14 protein-coding genes are annotated in these 16,255 nt (G+C 70.0%); 5 read left to right on the top strand and 9 right to left on the bottom strand.

Annotated features, from left to right (window positions below; all coding sequences use genetic code 11):
• Positions 1 to 329 precede the first annotated feature (329 nt).
• The 5 genes from AB0B76_RS39770 to AB0B76_RS39750 form a co-directional block, all read right to left on the bottom strand.
• A complete protein-coding gene (locus AB0B76_RS39770) occupies positions 330 to 794 on the bottom strand; it encodes a hypothetical protein (protein ID WP_360385425.1) in 465 nt (154 codons plus the stop codon).
• Between the two features lie 254 nt (positions 795 to 1,048).
• Positions 1,049 to 2,995, bottom strand: coding sequence for a family 43 glycosylhydrolase (locus tag AB0B76_RS39765; RefSeq protein ID WP_360385423.1), 1,947 nt, complete (start codon positions 2,993 to 2,995; stop codon positions 1,049 to 1,051).
• Positions 2,992 to 3,837 carry a carbohydrate ABC transporter permease gene (locus AB0B76_RS39760; protein WP_360385421.1) on the bottom strand — a complete coding sequence of 282 codons (846 nt, stop codon included), beginning with the start codon at positions 3,835 to 3,837 and terminating at the stop codon, positions 2,992 to 2,994. Before AB0B76_RS39760 ends, AB0B76_RS39765 begins: the two co-directional genes overlap by 4 nt.
• Positions 3,834 to 4,784, bottom strand: coding sequence for a sugar ABC transporter permease (locus AB0B76_RS39755; protein WP_360385507.1), 951 nt, complete (start codon positions 4,782 to 4,784; stop codon positions 3,834 to 3,836). The genes AB0B76_RS39760 and AB0B76_RS39755 overlap by 4 nt, the downstream gene beginning before the upstream one ends.
• A 16-nt stretch (positions 4,785 to 4,800) precedes the next feature.
• Positions 4,801 to 6,072 carry an extracellular solute-binding protein gene (locus tag AB0B76_RS39750; RefSeq protein ID WP_360385419.1) on the bottom strand — a complete coding sequence of 424 codons (1,272 nt, stop codon included), beginning with the start codon at positions 6,070 to 6,072 and terminating at the stop codon, positions 4,801 to 4,803.
• Between the two features lie 139 nt (positions 6,073 to 6,211).
• Here AB0B76_RS39750 and AB0B76_RS39745 point away from each other — a divergent pair, with 139 nt between their 5' ends.
• Positions 6,212 to 7,222: an endo-1,4-beta-xylanase gene (locus AB0B76_RS39745; RefSeq protein WP_360385417.1), complete on the top strand. Its 1,011-nt coding sequence runs from the start codon at positions 6,212 to 6,214 to the stop codon at positions 7,220 to 7,222.
• On the opposite strand, the gene AB0B76_RS39740 is transcribed toward AB0B76_RS39745, so the two are convergent.
• On the bottom strand, positions 7,177 to 7,491 hold the full coding sequence (locus AB0B76_RS39740) for a hypothetical protein (RefSeq protein WP_360385415.1): 315 nt from the start codon (positions 7,489 to 7,491) through the stop codon (positions 7,177 to 7,179). The two genes, AB0B76_RS39745 and AB0B76_RS39740, sit on opposite strands and share 46 nt — an antisense overlap.
• Positions 7,492 to 7,618: 127 nt before the next feature.
• Complete coding sequence (locus tag AB0B76_RS39735) at positions 7,619 to 10,351, bottom strand: cation-transporting P-type ATPase (RefSeq protein ID WP_360385413.1); 2,733 nt, start codon at positions 10,349 to 10,351, stop codon at positions 7,619 to 7,621.
• A 255-nt stretch (positions 10,352 to 10,606) separates the two neighbouring features.
• Here AB0B76_RS39735 and AB0B76_RS39730 point away from each other — a divergent pair, with 255 nt between their 5' ends.
• Genes AB0B76_RS39730 through AB0B76_RS39720 form a run of 3 tightly spaced genes read left to right on the top strand, consistent with a single transcriptional unit; the run spans position 10,607 to position 12,732 of the window.
• Positions 10,607 to 11,380: an HAD family hydrolase gene (locus AB0B76_RS39730; RefSeq protein ID WP_360385411.1), complete on the top strand. Its 774-nt coding sequence runs from the start codon at positions 10,607 to 10,609 to the stop codon at positions 11,378 to 11,380.
• Complete coding sequence (locus tag AB0B76_RS39725) at positions 11,340 to 12,029, top strand: hypothetical protein (protein ID WP_360385410.1); 690 nt, start codon at positions 11,340 to 11,342, stop codon at positions 12,027 to 12,029. Before AB0B76_RS39730 ends, AB0B76_RS39725 begins: the two co-directional genes overlap by 41 nt.
• Positions 11,911 to 12,732, top strand: a complete 822-nt coding sequence (locus AB0B76_RS39720) for a hypothetical protein (RefSeq protein WP_360385408.1) — start codon at positions 11,911 to 11,913, stop codon at positions 12,730 to 12,732. The genes AB0B76_RS39725 and AB0B76_RS39720 overlap by 119 nt, the downstream gene beginning before the upstream one ends.
• On the opposite strand, the gene AB0B76_RS39715 is transcribed toward AB0B76_RS39720, so the two are convergent.
• Positions 12,645 to 13,055, bottom strand: coding sequence for a hypothetical protein (locus AB0B76_RS39715; protein WP_360385406.1), 411 nt, complete (start codon positions 13,053 to 13,055; stop codon positions 12,645 to 12,647). The two genes, AB0B76_RS39720 and AB0B76_RS39715, sit on opposite strands and share 88 nt — an antisense overlap.
• A 215-nt stretch (positions 13,056 to 13,270) precedes the next feature.
• Positions 13,271 to 14,680 carry an MFS transporter gene (locus tag AB0B76_RS39710; RefSeq protein ID WP_360385404.1) on the bottom strand — a complete coding sequence of 470 codons (1,410 nt, stop codon included), beginning with the start codon at positions 14,678 to 14,680 and terminating at the stop codon, positions 13,271 to 13,273.
• A 95-nt stretch (positions 14,681 to 14,775) separates the two neighbouring features.
• Here AB0B76_RS39710 and AB0B76_RS39705 point away from each other — a divergent pair, with 95 nt between their 5' ends.
• Positions 14,776 to 15,753 carry a YhjD/YihY/BrkB family envelope integrity protein gene (locus AB0B76_RS39705; RefSeq protein ID WP_360385402.1) on the top strand — a complete coding sequence of 326 codons (978 nt, stop codon included), beginning with the start codon at positions 14,776 to 14,778 and terminating at the stop codon, positions 15,751 to 15,753.
• Positions 15,754 to 16,255 lie beyond the last annotated feature (502 nt).

The raw sequence follows: 16,255 nt of genomic DNA, 5'->3' as shown, positions 1-16,255 counted from the left end.
CAAGTCGACAAGTGGGCCCGACCACACCGGTCGGACCTCGCGGCTGCCAGTCATTGTCGCTGCTCAGATCGGCTGGCAGTAACCCGGTATGACGGGACACACAGAAGCGGGGTTACTCGCGGGACCGGCGCCTCGCCGGTGAAGGGCTGGGTCGTCGGGGTCCTCTCGGCCGGCGCGGCGCGCTCGGCGCGAGGAAAGAGGGGATGAAGTTCGCCGGGGCGACGGCGCGACCATCAGCATCCAGTGGCGCCGACACCTGTCGTCATGCGGCCTGGCGATCAGTCGCTACACGACAGTGACTGATCGCCTCGGCCCCGGAGCGCGGCGGGTCAACGACTTCCGCGCAGCGACACCTTGTTGCGGGCCTCGATGGCCTTGACCGTACTGGCCAGCGCCTTCGCCAGGACCCCCTTGGCCACCGTGCGGAACAGGAATCCGAATACCCGTCCCTTGGCGTTCTTACCTTCTCGCACCACCACGGCGTCCACGTTGGTCGTCCCGTCGGCGTTGCCGGTGATGGTGTAGACGTGTCCTGACGCACCGCCCCACAGGTTCGAATCGATCGTCTTCATGACCACTCGCCGGGGATCCGACCAGTCGTACCGCAGCCGCTCCCAGGCCTGGCTGGTGCCCTCGGTGACATCCGCGAATGTCGGTCCCTGCTCGTGCACCTTCAGGAACTCATCCGAGTCGGCACTGAACAGCTCGGATCGGCCAGGCCCAAAGTCGATCAACGCCGTCAGGACCTGCTCCGGGGTGGCGGTGGTGGTCTGGTGAAGGTGAATGGTTGCCATGTCTTCCCCCTGGCGCCGGGGGCGGTCGTGAAGGACGACCGCCCGGATGCCCAACAGCCTGCCGAGAAGCGCCGGCGCTCGCCCCCGGGTGGGCCACTGGCGTACCCCCGGGCCGGTGCCCTGGCCTCCGCAGGGTCAAGTCCCCGCAGCAAGGAACGGCGGACTGCACCACGGCCCCCGCCATGCCGCGAAACGTGCCGGTAGCCTCATCCGGGCAGCTCAGGCGGCATGCGCGAGCGGCGGGTCCCGGCCTGTCAGGTCGGCGTCGCCGGCACGGTGTCCTTCGACGACGACTTCTGAACGACGTGCACGCTCGCCCGCACCGTGCGCAGGTGCGGGGCGACCTCCTCGTCGGGGCGCTGGTCGAGGATCAGGCGGCCGTCGGCGGCCCAGTGGGTGCGCCGCAGCGCCGTGCACCGCCCGCGGGTGGTGAGCGTGGGGTGCGCGTGGAACACGACGAGCTCCACGCCGTCCTCGTCCCGGCCGAACGTGTTGTGCCCCGGCCCCCACTGGTTGAAGTGGGGGCCGGTGGCGAGGACCGGCGCCGCGGTCCGGGTCCAGGCGCCCGGGTCGAGCAGGTCGGCGCCGGCGGCCGCCTCGATCGCCCCCACGGCATAGGTCGGCCCGACCGCAGAGCCGGAGTAGGTCAGCACGAGGCGGTCGCCGTGGCGGACAAGGAACGGGCCCTCGGCGACCTCGTCGTCCCACCCGTACCCGGCGGCGAGGAGGTGCACCGGGTCGCTGGTCAGCCGCCACGGTTCGGCGGGGTCGATCGTGGCGATCCAGAGCCCGGCATCGCCGATGCGGTCGGTGATGTACCGCTGGGACCACACGACGTGGCTGCGCCCGGCGTCCTCGAAGTAGGTCATGTCCAGGCTGAGCCCGGGGTGCTCGGCGTCGCGCCGCAGCGGCGAGCCGTCGGCCCGCCGGACCGGGCGGGGCGACTCCCAGTCGCTTGCGACGACCGGGTCGCCGCCGTCGCGCAGCCGCATCATGTGGCACTGCACCCGTTTCCAGTCCGCCGCCCCGATGCACGGGGCGAAGAAGCAATGCAGCCGGCCGCCGAAATCGTGCAGCTCGGGGGCCCAGAAGCAGCCGGCGATGCCGGCCGGCCCGGTGCCGAGGATCGCGTGGTCGGCCGCGGTGGCGAGGCCGGCGATGTCGTCCGCGGTGCGGATCAGCAGGCTGGTCGGGGCGACGCAGTCCCCGCCGAGGTCGTCGGTGGCGATGAGGTACCAGCGCCCGCGGTAGGCCAGCACCGTGGGGTCGGCCCGGTCGACGACGAACGGGAACGGGTAGGCGCGCTGGCGCACCGTTCCGGCGACGACGTACTCGCCGGGCGTGCCCCACGCGACGGCGGCGAGGCCGTCCGGGTCCCAGTCGACGGGGCGCCGCGCGGTCGAGCCGTCGTCGTACGTCAGCTCCGCCCACGCCAGCTCGCGGGCCGGACCGCCCGCGGTGACGTGCAGCGACGGTACCTCGACGGCGACGCTGCGGACCCGGCCGAAGCGGCGCCGCAGCCGCTCGGCCGCCTCCTCGCTCAGCGGCAGGGCACAGACCCCGTCCGGCGCCGCCTCCCCCGGCACCTCGGGCGCGCCCGGCTCCGGGGCACCCCACGGCCCGGCCGGCGTGGCCGAGCGCGACGACCAGGCCCGGCCGGCGTCGTCCGTCCACCACAGGACGTGCTCGGCGCGGGCGCTGTCGTAGACCCCGCGCGGCCGGCGGACGCCGCCCCCGCCGGCCAGCCGGACGAGCCCGATCTCTTGGTACTCGATGAGGTCGGGCGAGTGGAACAGCAGCACCGAGGAGGCGGCGGCCGGCTCCGGCGTACCGTCGCGCAGGGCCGGGGTGGCCACGATCGTGTACCCGTCGGGGGTCGCGAAGACCCACGGGTCGGTGAGGGTGCGCACCCGGTGCACGTCGAGGTGCTCGGTCGGCACCGAGCGCGGGAACAGCACCGCGCGGTCGTCGTTGAGCCGGGTCACCGCGCCCTCCGCGGACACCAGGGTCAGGTGCAGCGCGTACGCGAGGCGGGCCGGGTACACGTCCGGGTCGGGGTCCGGCCGCCGCGTGCCGGCCAGTAGCACCGGCGCGTCCGCCGGTAGCACGGTGATCTCGAAGACCTCCGCCGTGACGAGCGCGGCGGCGGCGGTGCCCGCGCGGACGACCGGCGGCAGGATCACCCTCGTCGGCGCGGTCATCCCTTGAAGGCGCCTTCCATGATGCCGCTGACCAGCCGGCGGCCGACGAAGACGAACAGCACCAGCAGCGGCAGCGTGGCCAGGAACGAGCCGGACATGGCCAGGCCGAGGTCGATGTCCCGGCTGCTCTGCAGCGCCTTGATGGCGATCTGGATGGTGTACTGGTCCGGCGACTTCAGCACGATGAACGGCCACAGGAAGTCGTTCCAGGCGTTGACGAACCCGAACAGGCCGAGCACGAACGCCGCCGGTCGCACCAGCGGGAACGCGATGCGCCAGAAGATCTGCCAGGTCGTGGCGCCGTCGACGCGGGCCGCCTGCAGCAGCTCGTCGTCGATGGCGTGGGCGATGTGCTGGCGCATCCAGAAGATGCCGAACGCGCTCACCAGGCCGGGCACGATCAGGGCCTGTAGCGAGTCGACCCAGCCGAGCTCGGAGATGACGAGGTACTGCGGCACGACCGAGAGCTGGGTGGGCACCGTCATGGTCAGCACGACGATCAGGAACAAGGTGTCGCGCCCGCGGAAGGACAGCTTGGCGAACGCGAAGCCGGCCAGCGCGCACAGCAAAGCCTGGCCGATGCCGATCGCGGTGGCCACGATGAGGCTGTTGAGCAGCGCGTTGACGAACGGCACGATGTCGAACACCAGGCCCGCCAGGTGCAGGAAATTGCGCCCGGGCAGCACGTGCGGCGGCAGGCTGTAGGCGGTGGCCGAGTCCGTCGTGGCCACCACGAACATCCAGTACAGCGGAAAGACGCTGACCAGGACCATGACGCCGAGCAGGCCGTACACCCACCACGGGGTCCGATTGACGCGGTGGCGGCGGGGCGTGGTCGTCATGGGCGCTCCGAGCGGATCCGGCTGGCGAGTAGGTAGTTGACCGTGGCCACGATGACGACCATGACGAAGAGCGCGACGCCGATCGCCGAGCCGTAGCCGAATTGGAAGCGGCCGAAGCCCTGCTCGTACAGGAAGAGGGTGAGGGTCTGGCACTGCCGGGCCGCGCCGCAGGTCAGCGAGCCCGGGCTGGCCAGCAGCGGCTCGGTGAAGACTTGCAGCCCGCCGATGGTGGAGGTGACCACGGTGAACACGATGATCGGCCGTAGCGAGGGGATCGTGATGTGCCGGAACTGCCGCCAACCGCCCGCGCCGTCGACCGCGGCGGCCTCGTACACCTCCCGCGGTACCGCCTGCAACGCGGCCAGGTAGAGCAGGGTGTTGTACCCGGTCCAGCGCCACATCACCATCGCGGCGATCATGATGTGGCTGCCGAGGACGGACGCGGTGAACTCGACGTGCTGGAAGCCGAGCAGCCCGATCAGCCAGTTGAGCAGCCCGTAGTCGCGGTCGAACAGCTGGCTGAAGACGATCGTGGTGGCGGCGACCGAGGTGATGTACGGCACGAGCACCGACATCCGGAAGAAGCCCGCGGCCCGCAGCCGCGCGTGGTTGAGCACGTGCGCCGTCGCCAGCGCCAGCAGCAGCTGCGGAACGGTCGACAGCGCCCAGATGCTGAACGTGTTGCGCAGCGCGCCCCAGAAGCGCGGGTCGTGCAGCAGCCGGTCGAAGTTGTCCAGCCCGACGAAGGTGTGCTCGCCGATGGGGTCCCAGTCGAACAGCGCGACGTAGAAGGTGAACAGCAGCGGGAACAGCCCGAAGACGGCGAAGAGCAGGAAGAACGGCGCCACGTAGGCGTACGGCGCCAGCCGCTCCCGCACCCCCAGGTGCACGGCCCTGGCCCGGGGCGGCGCCGCCCGGGTGGCCGCCGCCGGGGTCGGGTTGAGCATGGTGGTCACGTGCGGCTCAACCCTTGACGGCGTTCTTGACGTTGGTCATGGCCGTGCCCCAGGCCTTGTCCGGCGCCAGCTTGCCCTGCTCCACGCTCGTGAGGACGTTGAGGAACTCGGTGCCGATCGGGCCGTCCTCGAGCCCGATGTAGAACGGCTTGAGCTTGGTCACCGACTCGGTGTAGATCTTGCCGACCGGCGCGTCGGAGAAGAACGGGTCGGTCTTCCCCACGAGCCTGGGGTCCGTGTACACCGAGGGCGTCGTCGGCAGCGCCCCGGTGAGCAGGAAGTGGTCGAGCTGCCCGGCCGGCGACTGCGTTTCGGTGATGTACTTCCACGCGGCCTGCGGGTTCTTCGCCCGCTTCGGGATGGCCAGGTAGCTGCCGCCCCAGTTGCCGGCGCCGCCGGGGATCGACGCCACGTCCCACTTGCCGGCGGTGGCGGGGGCGTTGGTCCGGATGGAGCCGAGCATCCACGACGGCGCGGCCACCACGGCGAAGTCGCCCTTGCCCATGGCCGCGGTCCAGCCCGACGAGAACGAGCCCTGCTTCGCGGTGATGCCGGCCGCAATGGCCTTCAGGGTCAGGTCGAACGCGTCCTTCACCTGCGGGTTCTTGTCGTAGGAGAGCTTGCGGTCGGTGTTGGTGTAGTACCGCTCGGTGCCCTGGTTGATGGCCTGGAAGTAGACGCTGGTCGGCGCGTTGTCCAGGAACTGCTTGCCGCCGGAGGCCTGCACGTAGCGCTGGCCGGTCTGGATGAACGCGTCCCAGGTGGGCCACAGCTTCGAGACCTCGTCCCGGGCGGTCGGCAGGCCGGCCGCCTTGAACAGGTCGGTCCGGTAGGCGATGGCCAGCCCGCCGACGTCGGTCGGGATGCCCACGACCTGGCCGTCCTTGGCGGTCGACTGGCTGATCACCCAGGGCAGGTAGTCGCCCTGCATCTTGTCCGCCCCGAGCGTCCGGAGATCGACGAAGTTCTCCGGCGCCTGCATGAACTTCGGCAGATCGTCGCCCTGGATCAGGACCAGGTCGGGCACCTTGCCGCCGGCCAGGGCGGCGGTGAGCGCCTGGGCGGTCTCGCTGGTGCTGCCGACCTCGGTCAGCTTGATGTTGGTCTCGGGGTGCGCCTTGGTGTACCGGTCGACGTCGGCCTTCTGGTTGATGCCGGTGAACGACCAGAACTCGAAAGTTTTGGGGTCCGACCCGCTGCCCGAACCGCCGCCGGAGCACGCCGAACTGACCAGCAGCGCGACGGCGGCGATGACCGATGTGACGATGCGGCACTTCACGTGGCGCCTCCCGGAGTGTCGTGACCAGCCAATGCCGGGAAGGTATTTCGTACGACGTTTGATGTCAATATCGAGAAATCTCCATGCAATAATGTTCCGGAACATCCGTGAAAGTTTCGGCTACGACGCGGGAGGAACCATGATGCGTGCGCCGTCCATCGGCCGAGCGCTGCTCGCCGGGGCCCTGGGGGTGCTGACCTTGACCGGCGCGGCCGCCGCGCCGACCGGCCTCGGCGGGGCGGCCGCCGCCCGCGGCCGCTACTTCGGCGCGGCCGTCCAGCCGAGCCGGCTGACCGACCCCGTCTACACCCGGATCCTCGGCCAGGAGTTCAACTCCGTCACGCCGGAGAACGCGCTGGAGTGGGATGCGGTGGAGCCCGCCCGCAACCAGTTCACCTTCAACGCCGCCGGCCGGGTGGTCGACCAGGCCCGGGCCCGGGGCGCCGCCGTCCGGGGCCGGGGTCTGGTGTCGCCGAGCGCCGACCACGTCGCCTGGTTGGCCGGGCTCGGCGCCGACGACACGCGCGCGGCGCTGCGCGTCCACGTCACCGCCACCGTGACCCACTTCCGCGGCCAGGTCGGGACCTGGGACGTGGTCAGCGAGGCGTTCTCGGACGCCGGCACCGTCCGGCCGTCGGTATTCGCCAACCGGCTCGGGCCGGCCTACCTCGAGGAGGCCTTCCGCGCCGCCCGGGCCGCCGACCCCGCCGCCCGGCTGTGCTACAACGACTTCGGCATCGAGGATCTCGCGCTGGCCAAGGCGCAGGCCGTCTACGACCTCGTACGTGACTTCAAGACCCGGGCAGTGCCGATCGACTGCATCGGCCTGGAGAGCCACTTCCCCGACGCCGCCGGGATCCCCGCCGCCTACGCCCGGACCATCGCGACCTTCGCCGCGCTCGGGGTGGACGTCGAGATCACCGAGTTGGACATCGGCGGCTCGGGATCGACCCAGGCCGACGCGTACCGGCGGGTCGTCAGCTCCTGCGTCGTGGTGTCGCGCTGCCGCGGCATCACCGTCTGGGGCATCCGCGACAGCGACTCGTGGCGCCCGGACCTGACGCCCCTGCTGTTCGACGCCACGGGCGCCCGCAAGCCGGCCTACTACGGCGCGCTCTCCGCCCTGCGCATCTGCGCGTCCGCCTGCTGACCACCACCCCGCCGGATGGGTATCTCGAAGCCGCCGGAGGCCACCCGCTGGGCCTCCAACACGACTCGGGCCAGCACCGCGGCTAACAGATCCACGACCGCTACCTCGGCGCCCAGCACCACACTGCCGTCGTCCACCCGCAACTTCGGATTGGGTTCAAAACGCTCCGGGGCCTGCCGTGCCGACAGCAGCGCATCATGCCCAGTCAGCAGATCGCCCTTGTCCTGCGCGAACACCGCGGACGGAAGCCGCGCTGGACTGCCGTTCATGACACGAAGTCGACGTCCGCAATCATCTACATGCCGACAATCGGCCATGATCGGAGCGACTGAACCCCGCCAATTGAGCGAGCGCCGACGGCCGTGTGGCGCTCAGGCGGCCCGCAGCGCTCGTTTGTTACGGGGCCGGGGCCCCGGTCGTCGCGGCACGGTGACGCAACACCATCTTGCGCAGCTCGGTAACCACGATCACCGACACGCTGGCGGCCACGCACACGAGCCACTGTGTCAGGTTGAGGCTGACGGTGTGCAGGATGCGCTGGAGCAGGCCGAGTTCGGTGGCGAGAATGATTGCGATGACCGACATGCCGCTGGTGATGAGGAACCGGCGGTCTTCGAACGTGTCCATGCTGAACATCGAACGCACGTCGCTGCGGACGGTGAACGACAGCACCAGGTTGAGGATCGAGAACGTGGTCAGCCCCATGGTGCGGGCCACGCCGGTGCCGTAGGCCCGGTCGCTCCAGACGATCACGGCAAGGGTGACCACGCCCAGCACCAGGCCGACGACGGCGAGCCAGAGCAGGATGCGTGTGGACAGCAGGGGTTCGTCCGAGCGGCGGGGTGGCCGTCGCATGACGTCCGGGTCCTGCTTGCCGTAGCCGAGACCGATGGCCTGGAACACCTGGGTCGTGAAGTTCACCCAGAGCGTCTGCAGCGGCAGGAACGGCACACCGGAGGCGACGTTGAACATGCTGGCGCCGAGGAACGTGGCGATGAAGCCGATGAGGACGCCCATCTGGAAGAAGACGTACCGTTTGAGGTTGTCGTACAGGGCCCGGCCGATCTCCACGGCCTTGACGATGGTTGCGAAGTCGTCGTCGGTGAGGATCATCGCGGCGGCCTCTTTGGAGACCTCGGTGCCGGTGATGCCCATCGCGATGCCGATGTCGGCGCGTTTGAGGGCGGGCGCGTCGTTGACGCCGTCGCCGGTCATCGCGACGATGTGGCCCTTGCGCTGCAGGATCTCCACGAGGCGTACCTTGTGCTCGGGTGTCACCCGCGCGATGACCCCGATGTCGTCGATTTCGCCGATCAGTTGGTCGTCGCTCATCGTGGCGAACTCGGCGCCGCTGATGGCCCGGCCGTTGATGCCGAGCTGTTGTGCGATGGCCGCCGCGGTGATGGCGTGGTCGCCGGTGATCATGCGGACCCGCATCCCGGCCGCCTTCGCTGTGGCGATGGCGGCCTTCGCCTGTGGCCGCGGCGGGTCGACGATGCCGACGAGAGCGAGCAGGGTGAGCCCGTTGAGGGTGTCGAGCAGGTCGGCCTGCGGGTCGAACTCGGCCGGGGCGAAGTCCTTGCGGGCCGTGGCCATGACCCGCAGCCCCTGCTCGGCAAGCCGCTCGTTCTCGGCCATGTAGCGCGCGCAGAGCTCGTCGTCCAGCAGGGTCGGTGCCGCGTCGGGGGTGATCACCGACGACGCGCGGGCGAGCAACTGGTCCGGGGCGCCCTTGACGAAGCAACGCACGACCTGGTTACCCGACTCGTCGCTCATCCGGTGGAACGTGGCCATCAGCTTGTACGCGGCGTCGAACGGTACCTCCGCGATGCGCGGGTACCGCTGCCGCGTCGAGGCCACGTCGAGGTGGCCCTTCTCGGCGAGCACGACCAGCGCTCCCTCGGTGGGATCGCCGATCAGTTGGCCGTCGCTGACCACGGCGTCGCCGGCCAGCGCCATCGGCAGCAGGAACGGCTCCAGCGGCACGCCCGGCTGGCCGGCGGCATGTCGGATGTCGCCGTCGGTGCGGTATCCGCTGCCCGTCACCACGTAGCGCCGGCCCGGGATGGTCAGCTCGACGGCGGTCATCTGGTTCAGCGTCAACGTCCCGGTCTTGTCCGAGTTGATGGCCGAGGTCGACCCGAGCGTCTCGGTGGACCGCAGCCGCTTGACGATCGCGTTCGCCCGGGCGAGCAGCTGCGTGCCCATCGACAGGATGGTCGTCACGACGGCCGGCAGGCCGGTGGGGATGGCCGAGATCGCGAAGGCGATCGCGGCGAGGAACACCACGTTGAACGCGTTGCCGCGGGACAGGTTCAGCCAGATCGACAGCAGCAGCGCGACGCCGGCGACGACGAGGATCTGGTTGGTCAGCCGCGACAGCTGCCGGGTCAGCGGCGTCTCGGCGCCCTGCTCGGCCTGCAACATGCCGGAGATGTGCCCGACCTCGGTCGCCATCCCGGTGGCGGTGACCACGAGGTCGCCGGCGCCGCGGGTGACGTTGGTGTTCATGTACACCATGTCGACCCGGTCGCCGAGTGCTGCGTCGGCCCCAGCGACCGTGTAGGCGTTCTTGGCGACGGGGACGCTCTCGCCGGTCAGCGCCGACTCGTCGACCTCGAGCCCGGCGGACCTGACCAGCCGCCCGTCGGCGGGGACCAGGTCGCCGGCCTCGATCTGCACGACGTCACCCGGTACCAGTTCCTCGGCCGCGAGCTCGGTGAGCTGCCCGCCGCGGCGGGCCCGCGCCTTGACGATCATCATCTTCTGCAGTGCGCTGACGGCGGCCGCGGCCTTGCCCTCCTGACGCAGCCCGAGTACCGCGTTGAACAAGGTCAACGCCAGCAACAGGATCCCTGTGCCGAACTGCTTGAGCGGGTACAGGCTGCCGATCCCGGCACACAGCAGGACGATCTGCATCGGGTCGGCGTACTGGCGCAGGAACGCCCGCCACCACGGCTCCTTGCGCGACTCGACCAACCGGTTCGGGCCGTACTTGGCACGCCGGGACGACACCTCGGCAGGCGGCAAGCCGGACAGCGGTTCGACATGCTCCACGGCGAGTGCGTCGTCGACCGACAGCGCGTGAAAGAGTGTGGTTTCGGCCTCCGTGGTCGACAGCGTGGCCATGAACTGGTCGCCTCCTGGTGATCCGACGCGCGAACGTGATCCGACGTGTGAACGCGTGCGGATTACCCACTCGTCGACGATTGACGCCGCGCTTTCGGCATACGCTCGATCACCTTCGTTGTGGCACGTGCCCCGGCAGCGACACGCCTACCATTGAGGTGATCACCACCGGGTGCAGGTGGCAGTCCGCGCCGAGCGGAAAGCAGCGGGAAGATCGTCATGTCGTCTTCAGTCGCCCTCACCGAGTTCGACGCGGTGCTGTTCGACCTCGGGGGAGTCCTGGCCGCCACTCGCCCGGTGCAGGCAGCGGCCTGGAAGCGCACGTTCGAGGAGTTCCTGGGCGCGTGGGACTCCGAGCACGGCACCCGTACCACCAGGTTCGACGAACGGACCGACTACGCCACGTACGTCGACAGCAAGCCCAGTCAGGACGGTGTACGCGACTTCCTGGCCTCTCGCGGTATCGAACTTCCGGAGGGTTCACCCGACTCGCGGCCCGGGGCGGAGTCAGTGTGGGGCCTGGGCAACCGTCAGCAGTTGCTGGTCGAGGATGAACTCGAACGGACCGGTGTCGAGGCATTCCCGGGATCGGTCGCTTGGGTCAGGGAGCTGCGCGAGGCGGGGCTGCGGACCGCGGTCGTGTCGACCAGCCGCAACTGCGCCTCGATCCTGCAGTACGCGGGCATCACCAACCTGTTCGACACCCGAGTGGGCGGTGTAACGGCGCAGAACCTTCGTTTGCCGGCCAAGCCGTTGCCCGACGCGTACCTGGAAGCTGCCCGCCGGCTCAGCGTCCCGCCCGACCGGGAGGTGGTCGTCGAGGACACCGGCACGGGAGTGCAGGCCGGCCGGGCCGGCGCGTTCGGACTGGTCGTGGGGGTTGACCGGGACGGGCACGCGGAGGAGCTGGCTGCGCCACGAGACCTGGCCCATCGTGTATCCGGAACAGGCCCACGGGTTCGCCACCACCGGCCAGACCATCGTGCGGGTGCCGGACGGCACCACGATCCGGCTGTTCGTCGACGATGACCCGGTGACGTGCGAGACGACGGAGGTTCGGCAGTTCGACCGCGCCCTGGACATGCGGCGGGGCGTACTGGACCGCTCGGTGGTGTACCAGTTGCCGGACGGCCGGCGGTTCCGGGTGGATACCAGGAGGTTCGTGTCCCTGGCCCACCGACACATGGCGTGCCTGCGCTACGAGGTGACGGCGCTGGACGCTCCCGGCCGTCTGATGATCTCCTCGGAACTGCTCACCCCACGGGCGACAGCAGACGGACCGGCGCTCGACCCGCGACAGAGCCGGGCACTCACCGAAGCGACCCTGGAGCCCGGCCTCGAACGTGTCGACAACGTCCGGGTGATCCGCACCTACCGCACGGCGCGCAGCGAGCTGGTGGTCGCCGTCGGGATGGATCACGAGTTCGACGAGCAGGCCGTCACACACGTCCGTACCAAGGTCGACGGTGATCGCGCCGATGTTGCCTTCGAGGCCTATGCGCGGCCCGGACAGACCGTCACGCTCACCAAGTGGCTGGCCTACCACTACGGCGCCGAGAATGCCGCGCACCTGGCCGACCGTGCCGGGGGTGACGTTGTACCGAGCCCGCGGCATCGGCTATGCGGCCGCGCTCGTAGACCACGAGCGTGTGGTCACCCAGTTCTGGCGGCGCAGTGAGGTGGTCTGGGAGGGGTCGCCCGCCGCCCAGCAGGCGCTGCATTTCAGCTTGTTCAGCATCCTGCAGGCGTCGCTGCGCAGTGAAGGGCATGGAGTGCCTGCGAAGGGTTTGACCGGCACCGGCTATGAGGGGCACTACTTCTGGGATACCGAGGCGTACGTGCTGCCGTTCCTGACACATACGTCACCGAACGTGGCCCGCAGTCTGCTCATGCATCGCATCCGCATGCTGCCCGCGGCCCGCCGCCGGGCCCGTGAGGTCGGCTGCGCAGGGGCGTTGTTCCCTTGGCGCACCATGAACGGCGAAGAAGCGTCGGCGTATTACGCCGCCGGGACGGCGCAGTATCATATCGATGCCGACATCGCCTATGCCCTCGACCAGTACGTCAAGCTCACCGGCGACTCCGACCTGCTGTTCAGACACGGCGTCGAACTGCTGGTCGAGACGGCACGCATGTGGGCCGGCCTCGGCTTCTTCTCCCAGCGGCGTGGCGGCAGGTTCGTCGTCCACAAGGTGACCCGGCCCGACGAGTACACCACGGCCCTGCACCGTCCGACACCGCGTGAACCGGTCTGCCCGGACTGCGGACCGGTCACGCGGTGGCCCGCCGGCCATCACGCTTTGACCTTCCAGCCGTGCACGGCCAGCGCCCAGATCACGAATACATCCAGCGCGATGATCAGCAGCGACCACAGCGGGTAGTAGGGAAGGAACAGGAAGTTCGCGATGGCGCTCAGTCCGGCCAGAACGATGCCCAGGGCCAGGGCCCACAGCCGTCCGGAGAACACCGCGAAGCCGGCCAGGAGTACCACGAGGCCCACGATGAGGTGAATCCATCCCCAGCCGGTCACGTCGAACGCGTACAAGTAGTCCGCCGTGACCACGAAGAACTTGTTCTCGACGATCGCGGCCAGGCCCGCGGCCATGTGGAACACACCGGCGATGATCATCATTATCCCGGCGAAGACGGTGAAGCCGCGGGCCCACCCGCCTCCCGTCTCCTGCTGTGCTCTCCGCTCAGCCATGCTCGGCACCCCCTCCACTCGGCGGGCGCCGTTCAACAGGTCACGCCGCGCGTAGCCCTGGTCAGCGTCCACAACGCCGGATGCGGGACGCCGCCCGGGAAGGACGGCATCGGACATACCCCCGCAGAGCGCGGACAATCCTTCTGGACGGCCCTTCCGGAACGACCTCCATCCAGGTTGGACGGGACCGCGCGGTAAGCGGTCGGAAGCCGTCGTCAGTCGGCGGCCGGGGCGCACTCGGTGGCGCCGGCTCGGTGGGCGGCCTCCTTGTCCGTCAGGTAGGTGTGCCGCGCCGACAGCATGATCAGCCCGTTGGCCAGCAGCGGAACGAGCATGATCAAGAAGGTGTCGCGCAGGCCGGCTGCCCGGCTCGTCACGCCCCGGCCGGCCAGCGCGTCCGCGACGAGGCCGAAGCACGCGGGACCGAGCGCCTGCGCGGTGAGGCTCAGGACCGTTCTTGCGCTCTCCGCGCGGCCCCATAGCCAGGGCGTGACAATGTCGAGCCGGGCCGCGTCCAACGGCGGGTTCGCCGCGCCCAGCATCGCCACGCCCAGGATGAGCAACGGCAGGGCGAACGCCACCGACGCGGACGCCAGGCCGGGCGCGAACAGCAGCGCCGTCCCCGTGTACGCCACGGCCGGAACCAAGATCCTGGCGTTCGGGCGGCCGTTGTGCTGCAGCCGGTCGGCCAGCCGCCCGCCGAGTACCGTGCCGGCGAGTGCGCCCGCACCGACCGCCACGACGAGACCGGTCAGCTCGCGCGTGTCGACGCCGTACCGGCTCGCCACGAAGACCACGCTGAAGATGCGCAGGCCGGCGAAGAAGAAGTACCCGACCGACGACGCGACGATGAGGATCCTGATCGTACGGATCCGCAGGATGTACGCGAGTGCCGGGCCTGTCGACCGCCAGGCCTGCCGCAGGACGTCGGCGCCCCCGGTGCCGTGGGGCATTGCCACGGGGTTGCCGCGCATCCGGACGGGGGCGGCCCGCGGGATCTCGTGCGCGCCGGGCGGCAGCCGGCTCGCCCCGCCGCGGGCGGGTTCGGGCAGCCACCGGAACACGGCGACGGCCAGCCCGAGGCCGAGGAGGCCGAGCAGCCAGAATCCGTACCGCCAGGACACCGCGGCGCCGATGTTGGCCCCGACGATCAGCCCGGCGCCCGCGCCGATCATCTCGCCGGTCAGGATCCAGCCGTACACCTTCGCCCGTTCGGCGGCCGGGATGAGGTCACCGGTCAGCGAGGCGAGCAGCGGCCCGGCCGCCGTGGTCGCACCGCCCAGGGCGAGCCGGGACAGCAGCAGCCACAGGTAGGACTGGGCCGCCCCGCCGACGAGGAGGGCCAGGCTCCACAGGACGATCGTGTAGATCAGCAGCCGTACCCGGACGACCTGGTCGGCCAGCGCCCCCATCGGGATCGTGGCGAGCGCGCCGACCCCGGACGACATGGTCGCCAGCAGGCCGAGCTGCGCGTGGCCGATTCGGAAGGCGCCCTCCAGTTCCCGGGCCAGCGCGCCAAGCATGCCGAGATCCGCAGAGCCCATGGCGAACACGCCGGCGAACAGCAGGATGACCCGGGTCCGCGCCGGCCCGCCGAAGAGTGCTTTGAACCGTCCGAACGGCATTGATCGGACAGCTACCCGCACCGATGGCTACCTAACCGAGCGGGGATGAGCGGACGGCCGGGCGTGACGCTGGGGCGACGGGGTAGGTGGTCGCCGTGGTCGCGTGGTTGGATCGTTACCAGCGCCGGCACGCCTGGCTGGGATTCCCGCTGGCGGTGGTCTACAAGTTCGTCGACGACCGTGGTCCGTATCTTGCCGCGATGGTGACCTATTACGGCTTCATCTCGCTGTTCCCGCTGACGCTGCTGTTCCTCACTGCGCTGGGCTTCTTCCTGGAGGCCAACCCTGGCCTGCACCAGCAGCTGGTGCAGACGGCGGTGGGGGATTTACCGGGCATCGGGCCGGAGTTGCAGCGCAACGTCAGCGGGTTGCGCGGCAGCGGCATGCGTCTGGTGCTCAGCGTCCTCGGTGCGCTGTACGGCGGGCTGGGGGCGATGCAGGCCGCGCAGGCCGGGTTCAATCACATCTACGGCGTCCCGCGCAACGAACAGCCCAATCCGATCCGGTCCAGGCTGCGCAGCCTCGGGCTGTTGCTGATGCTCGGCGGCGCGGTGCTGTTGTCGGCGGCGGCCACGACGTTCCTGGCTTTCGCGAACGAGCTCACCGGCCGGTCCGGGCCCGGACTGCAGTTCCTCGGCTACCTGCTGACGTTCGTGATCAATGCCGGCCTGTTCACCGCGGCGATGCAGTTGCTGACCGCCCGGACGCTGCGGGTGCGCCAGGTCATCGCCGGCGGGTTGATCGCCGCGACGTTCTGGATGGTGTTGCAGACCGTAGGCGCTCGATTCATCGCCGCCCGGCTCAGCCACACGAGCGCGCTCTACGGCACGTTCGGACTCGTACTCGCCGCGCTCGCCTGGATATATCTGCAAGCGCTCGTGCTGATGCTCTGCGCCGAGATCAACATGATCGCGAACCACCGCCTGTGGCCCCGGGCGCTGCTCGCGCCGTTCACCGACGACGTCGAACTGACCGAGGCCGACCGGCGGATCTACACGACGCTCGCGGCCGCTCAGCGTTTCAAGGGCTTCGAGACGGTGCGGGTCGACTTCGGCCGGCCGTCGCAACGATAGGCGTCGGCGCGACCGGCAGATTGCCGCCGCCCAGCCGGTCGGATTGCGGCGGCCGGCCGAGCAGAAAGACGACCGCCGCCCTGCGCAGTGTCCACGGTCGGCCGGCAGGGGTACGCGACGGTGGTCGTGCGGCGGCGCTGATGGGGTGTGGGCACCGCGATCCAGCAACTTCGTCGGATATGCCGCCGCATTCGGACGCGTCATACCCTGCCGTGACATCGACGTCGCTCGTTGGCCTCTCACCCGTGGCGGGGGATGGGCACGTGCATGGGATGTACGAGCCTGGAGGGGGAAGGAAGGCGACCTCCGGCTGACCTCGCTCCGGGTGCGGCGGCTCGCGCAACAGCGGACTTTCCTGCAGGTCGATCTGCGCGACGGTGAGTCGCGGCGCATCAGTAGCGCGCCGGCGGCGGTGCCAGCCGCGGCCGGCGCCGGCGGCGGGCCTCATCCGCGCGACGCCAACCGGCCCGGCCGCGAGAGCGAGAGACACTGGCTGGGGGAA

The sequence above is a fragment of the Dactylosporangium sp. NPDC049140 genome (assembly GCF_040648435.1).
This window is presented reverse-complemented; position numbering and strand designations above follow the sequence as displayed.

Coding starts and splice junctions, on each gene's coding strand:
- AB0B76_RS39755 (WP_360385507.1), bottom strand. CDS start 4,784: ATGCTCAACCCGACCCCGGCGGCGGCCACCCGGGCGGCGCCGCCCCGG.
- AB0B76_RS39765 (WP_360385423.1), bottom strand. CDS start 2,995: ATGACCGCGCCGACGAGGGTGATCCTGCCGCCGGTCGTCCGCGCGGGC.
- AB0B76_RS39710 (WP_360385404.1), bottom strand. CDS start 14,680: ATGCCGTTCGGACGGTTCAAAGCACTCTTCGGCGGGCCGGCGCGGACC.
- AB0B76_RS39760 (WP_360385421.1), bottom strand. CDS start 3,837: ATGACGACCACGCCCCGCCGCCACCGCGTCAATCGGACCCCGTGGTGG.
- AB0B76_RS39740 (WP_360385415.1), bottom strand. CDS start 7,491: ATGAACGGCAGTCCAGCGCGGCTTCCGTCCGCGGTGTTCGCGCAGGAC.
- AB0B76_RS39770 (WP_360385425.1), bottom strand. CDS start 794: ATGGCAACCATTCACCTTCACCAGACCACCACCGCCACCCCGGAGCAG.
- AB0B76_RS39735 (WP_360385413.1), bottom strand. CDS start 10,351: ATGGCCACGCTGTCGACCACGGAGGCCGAAACCACACTCTTTCACGCG.
- AB0B76_RS39745 (WP_360385417.1), top strand. CDS start 6,212: ATGATGCGTGCGCCGTCCATCGGCCGAGCGCTGCTCGCCGGGGCCCTG.
- AB0B76_RS39720 (WP_360385408.1), top strand. CDS start 11,911: ATGCCGCGCACCTGGCCGACCGTGCCGGGGGTGACGTTGTACCGAGCC.
- AB0B76_RS39715 (WP_360385406.1), bottom strand. CDS start 13,055: ATGGCTGAGCGGAGAGCACAGCAGGAGACGGGAGGCGGGTGGGCCCGC.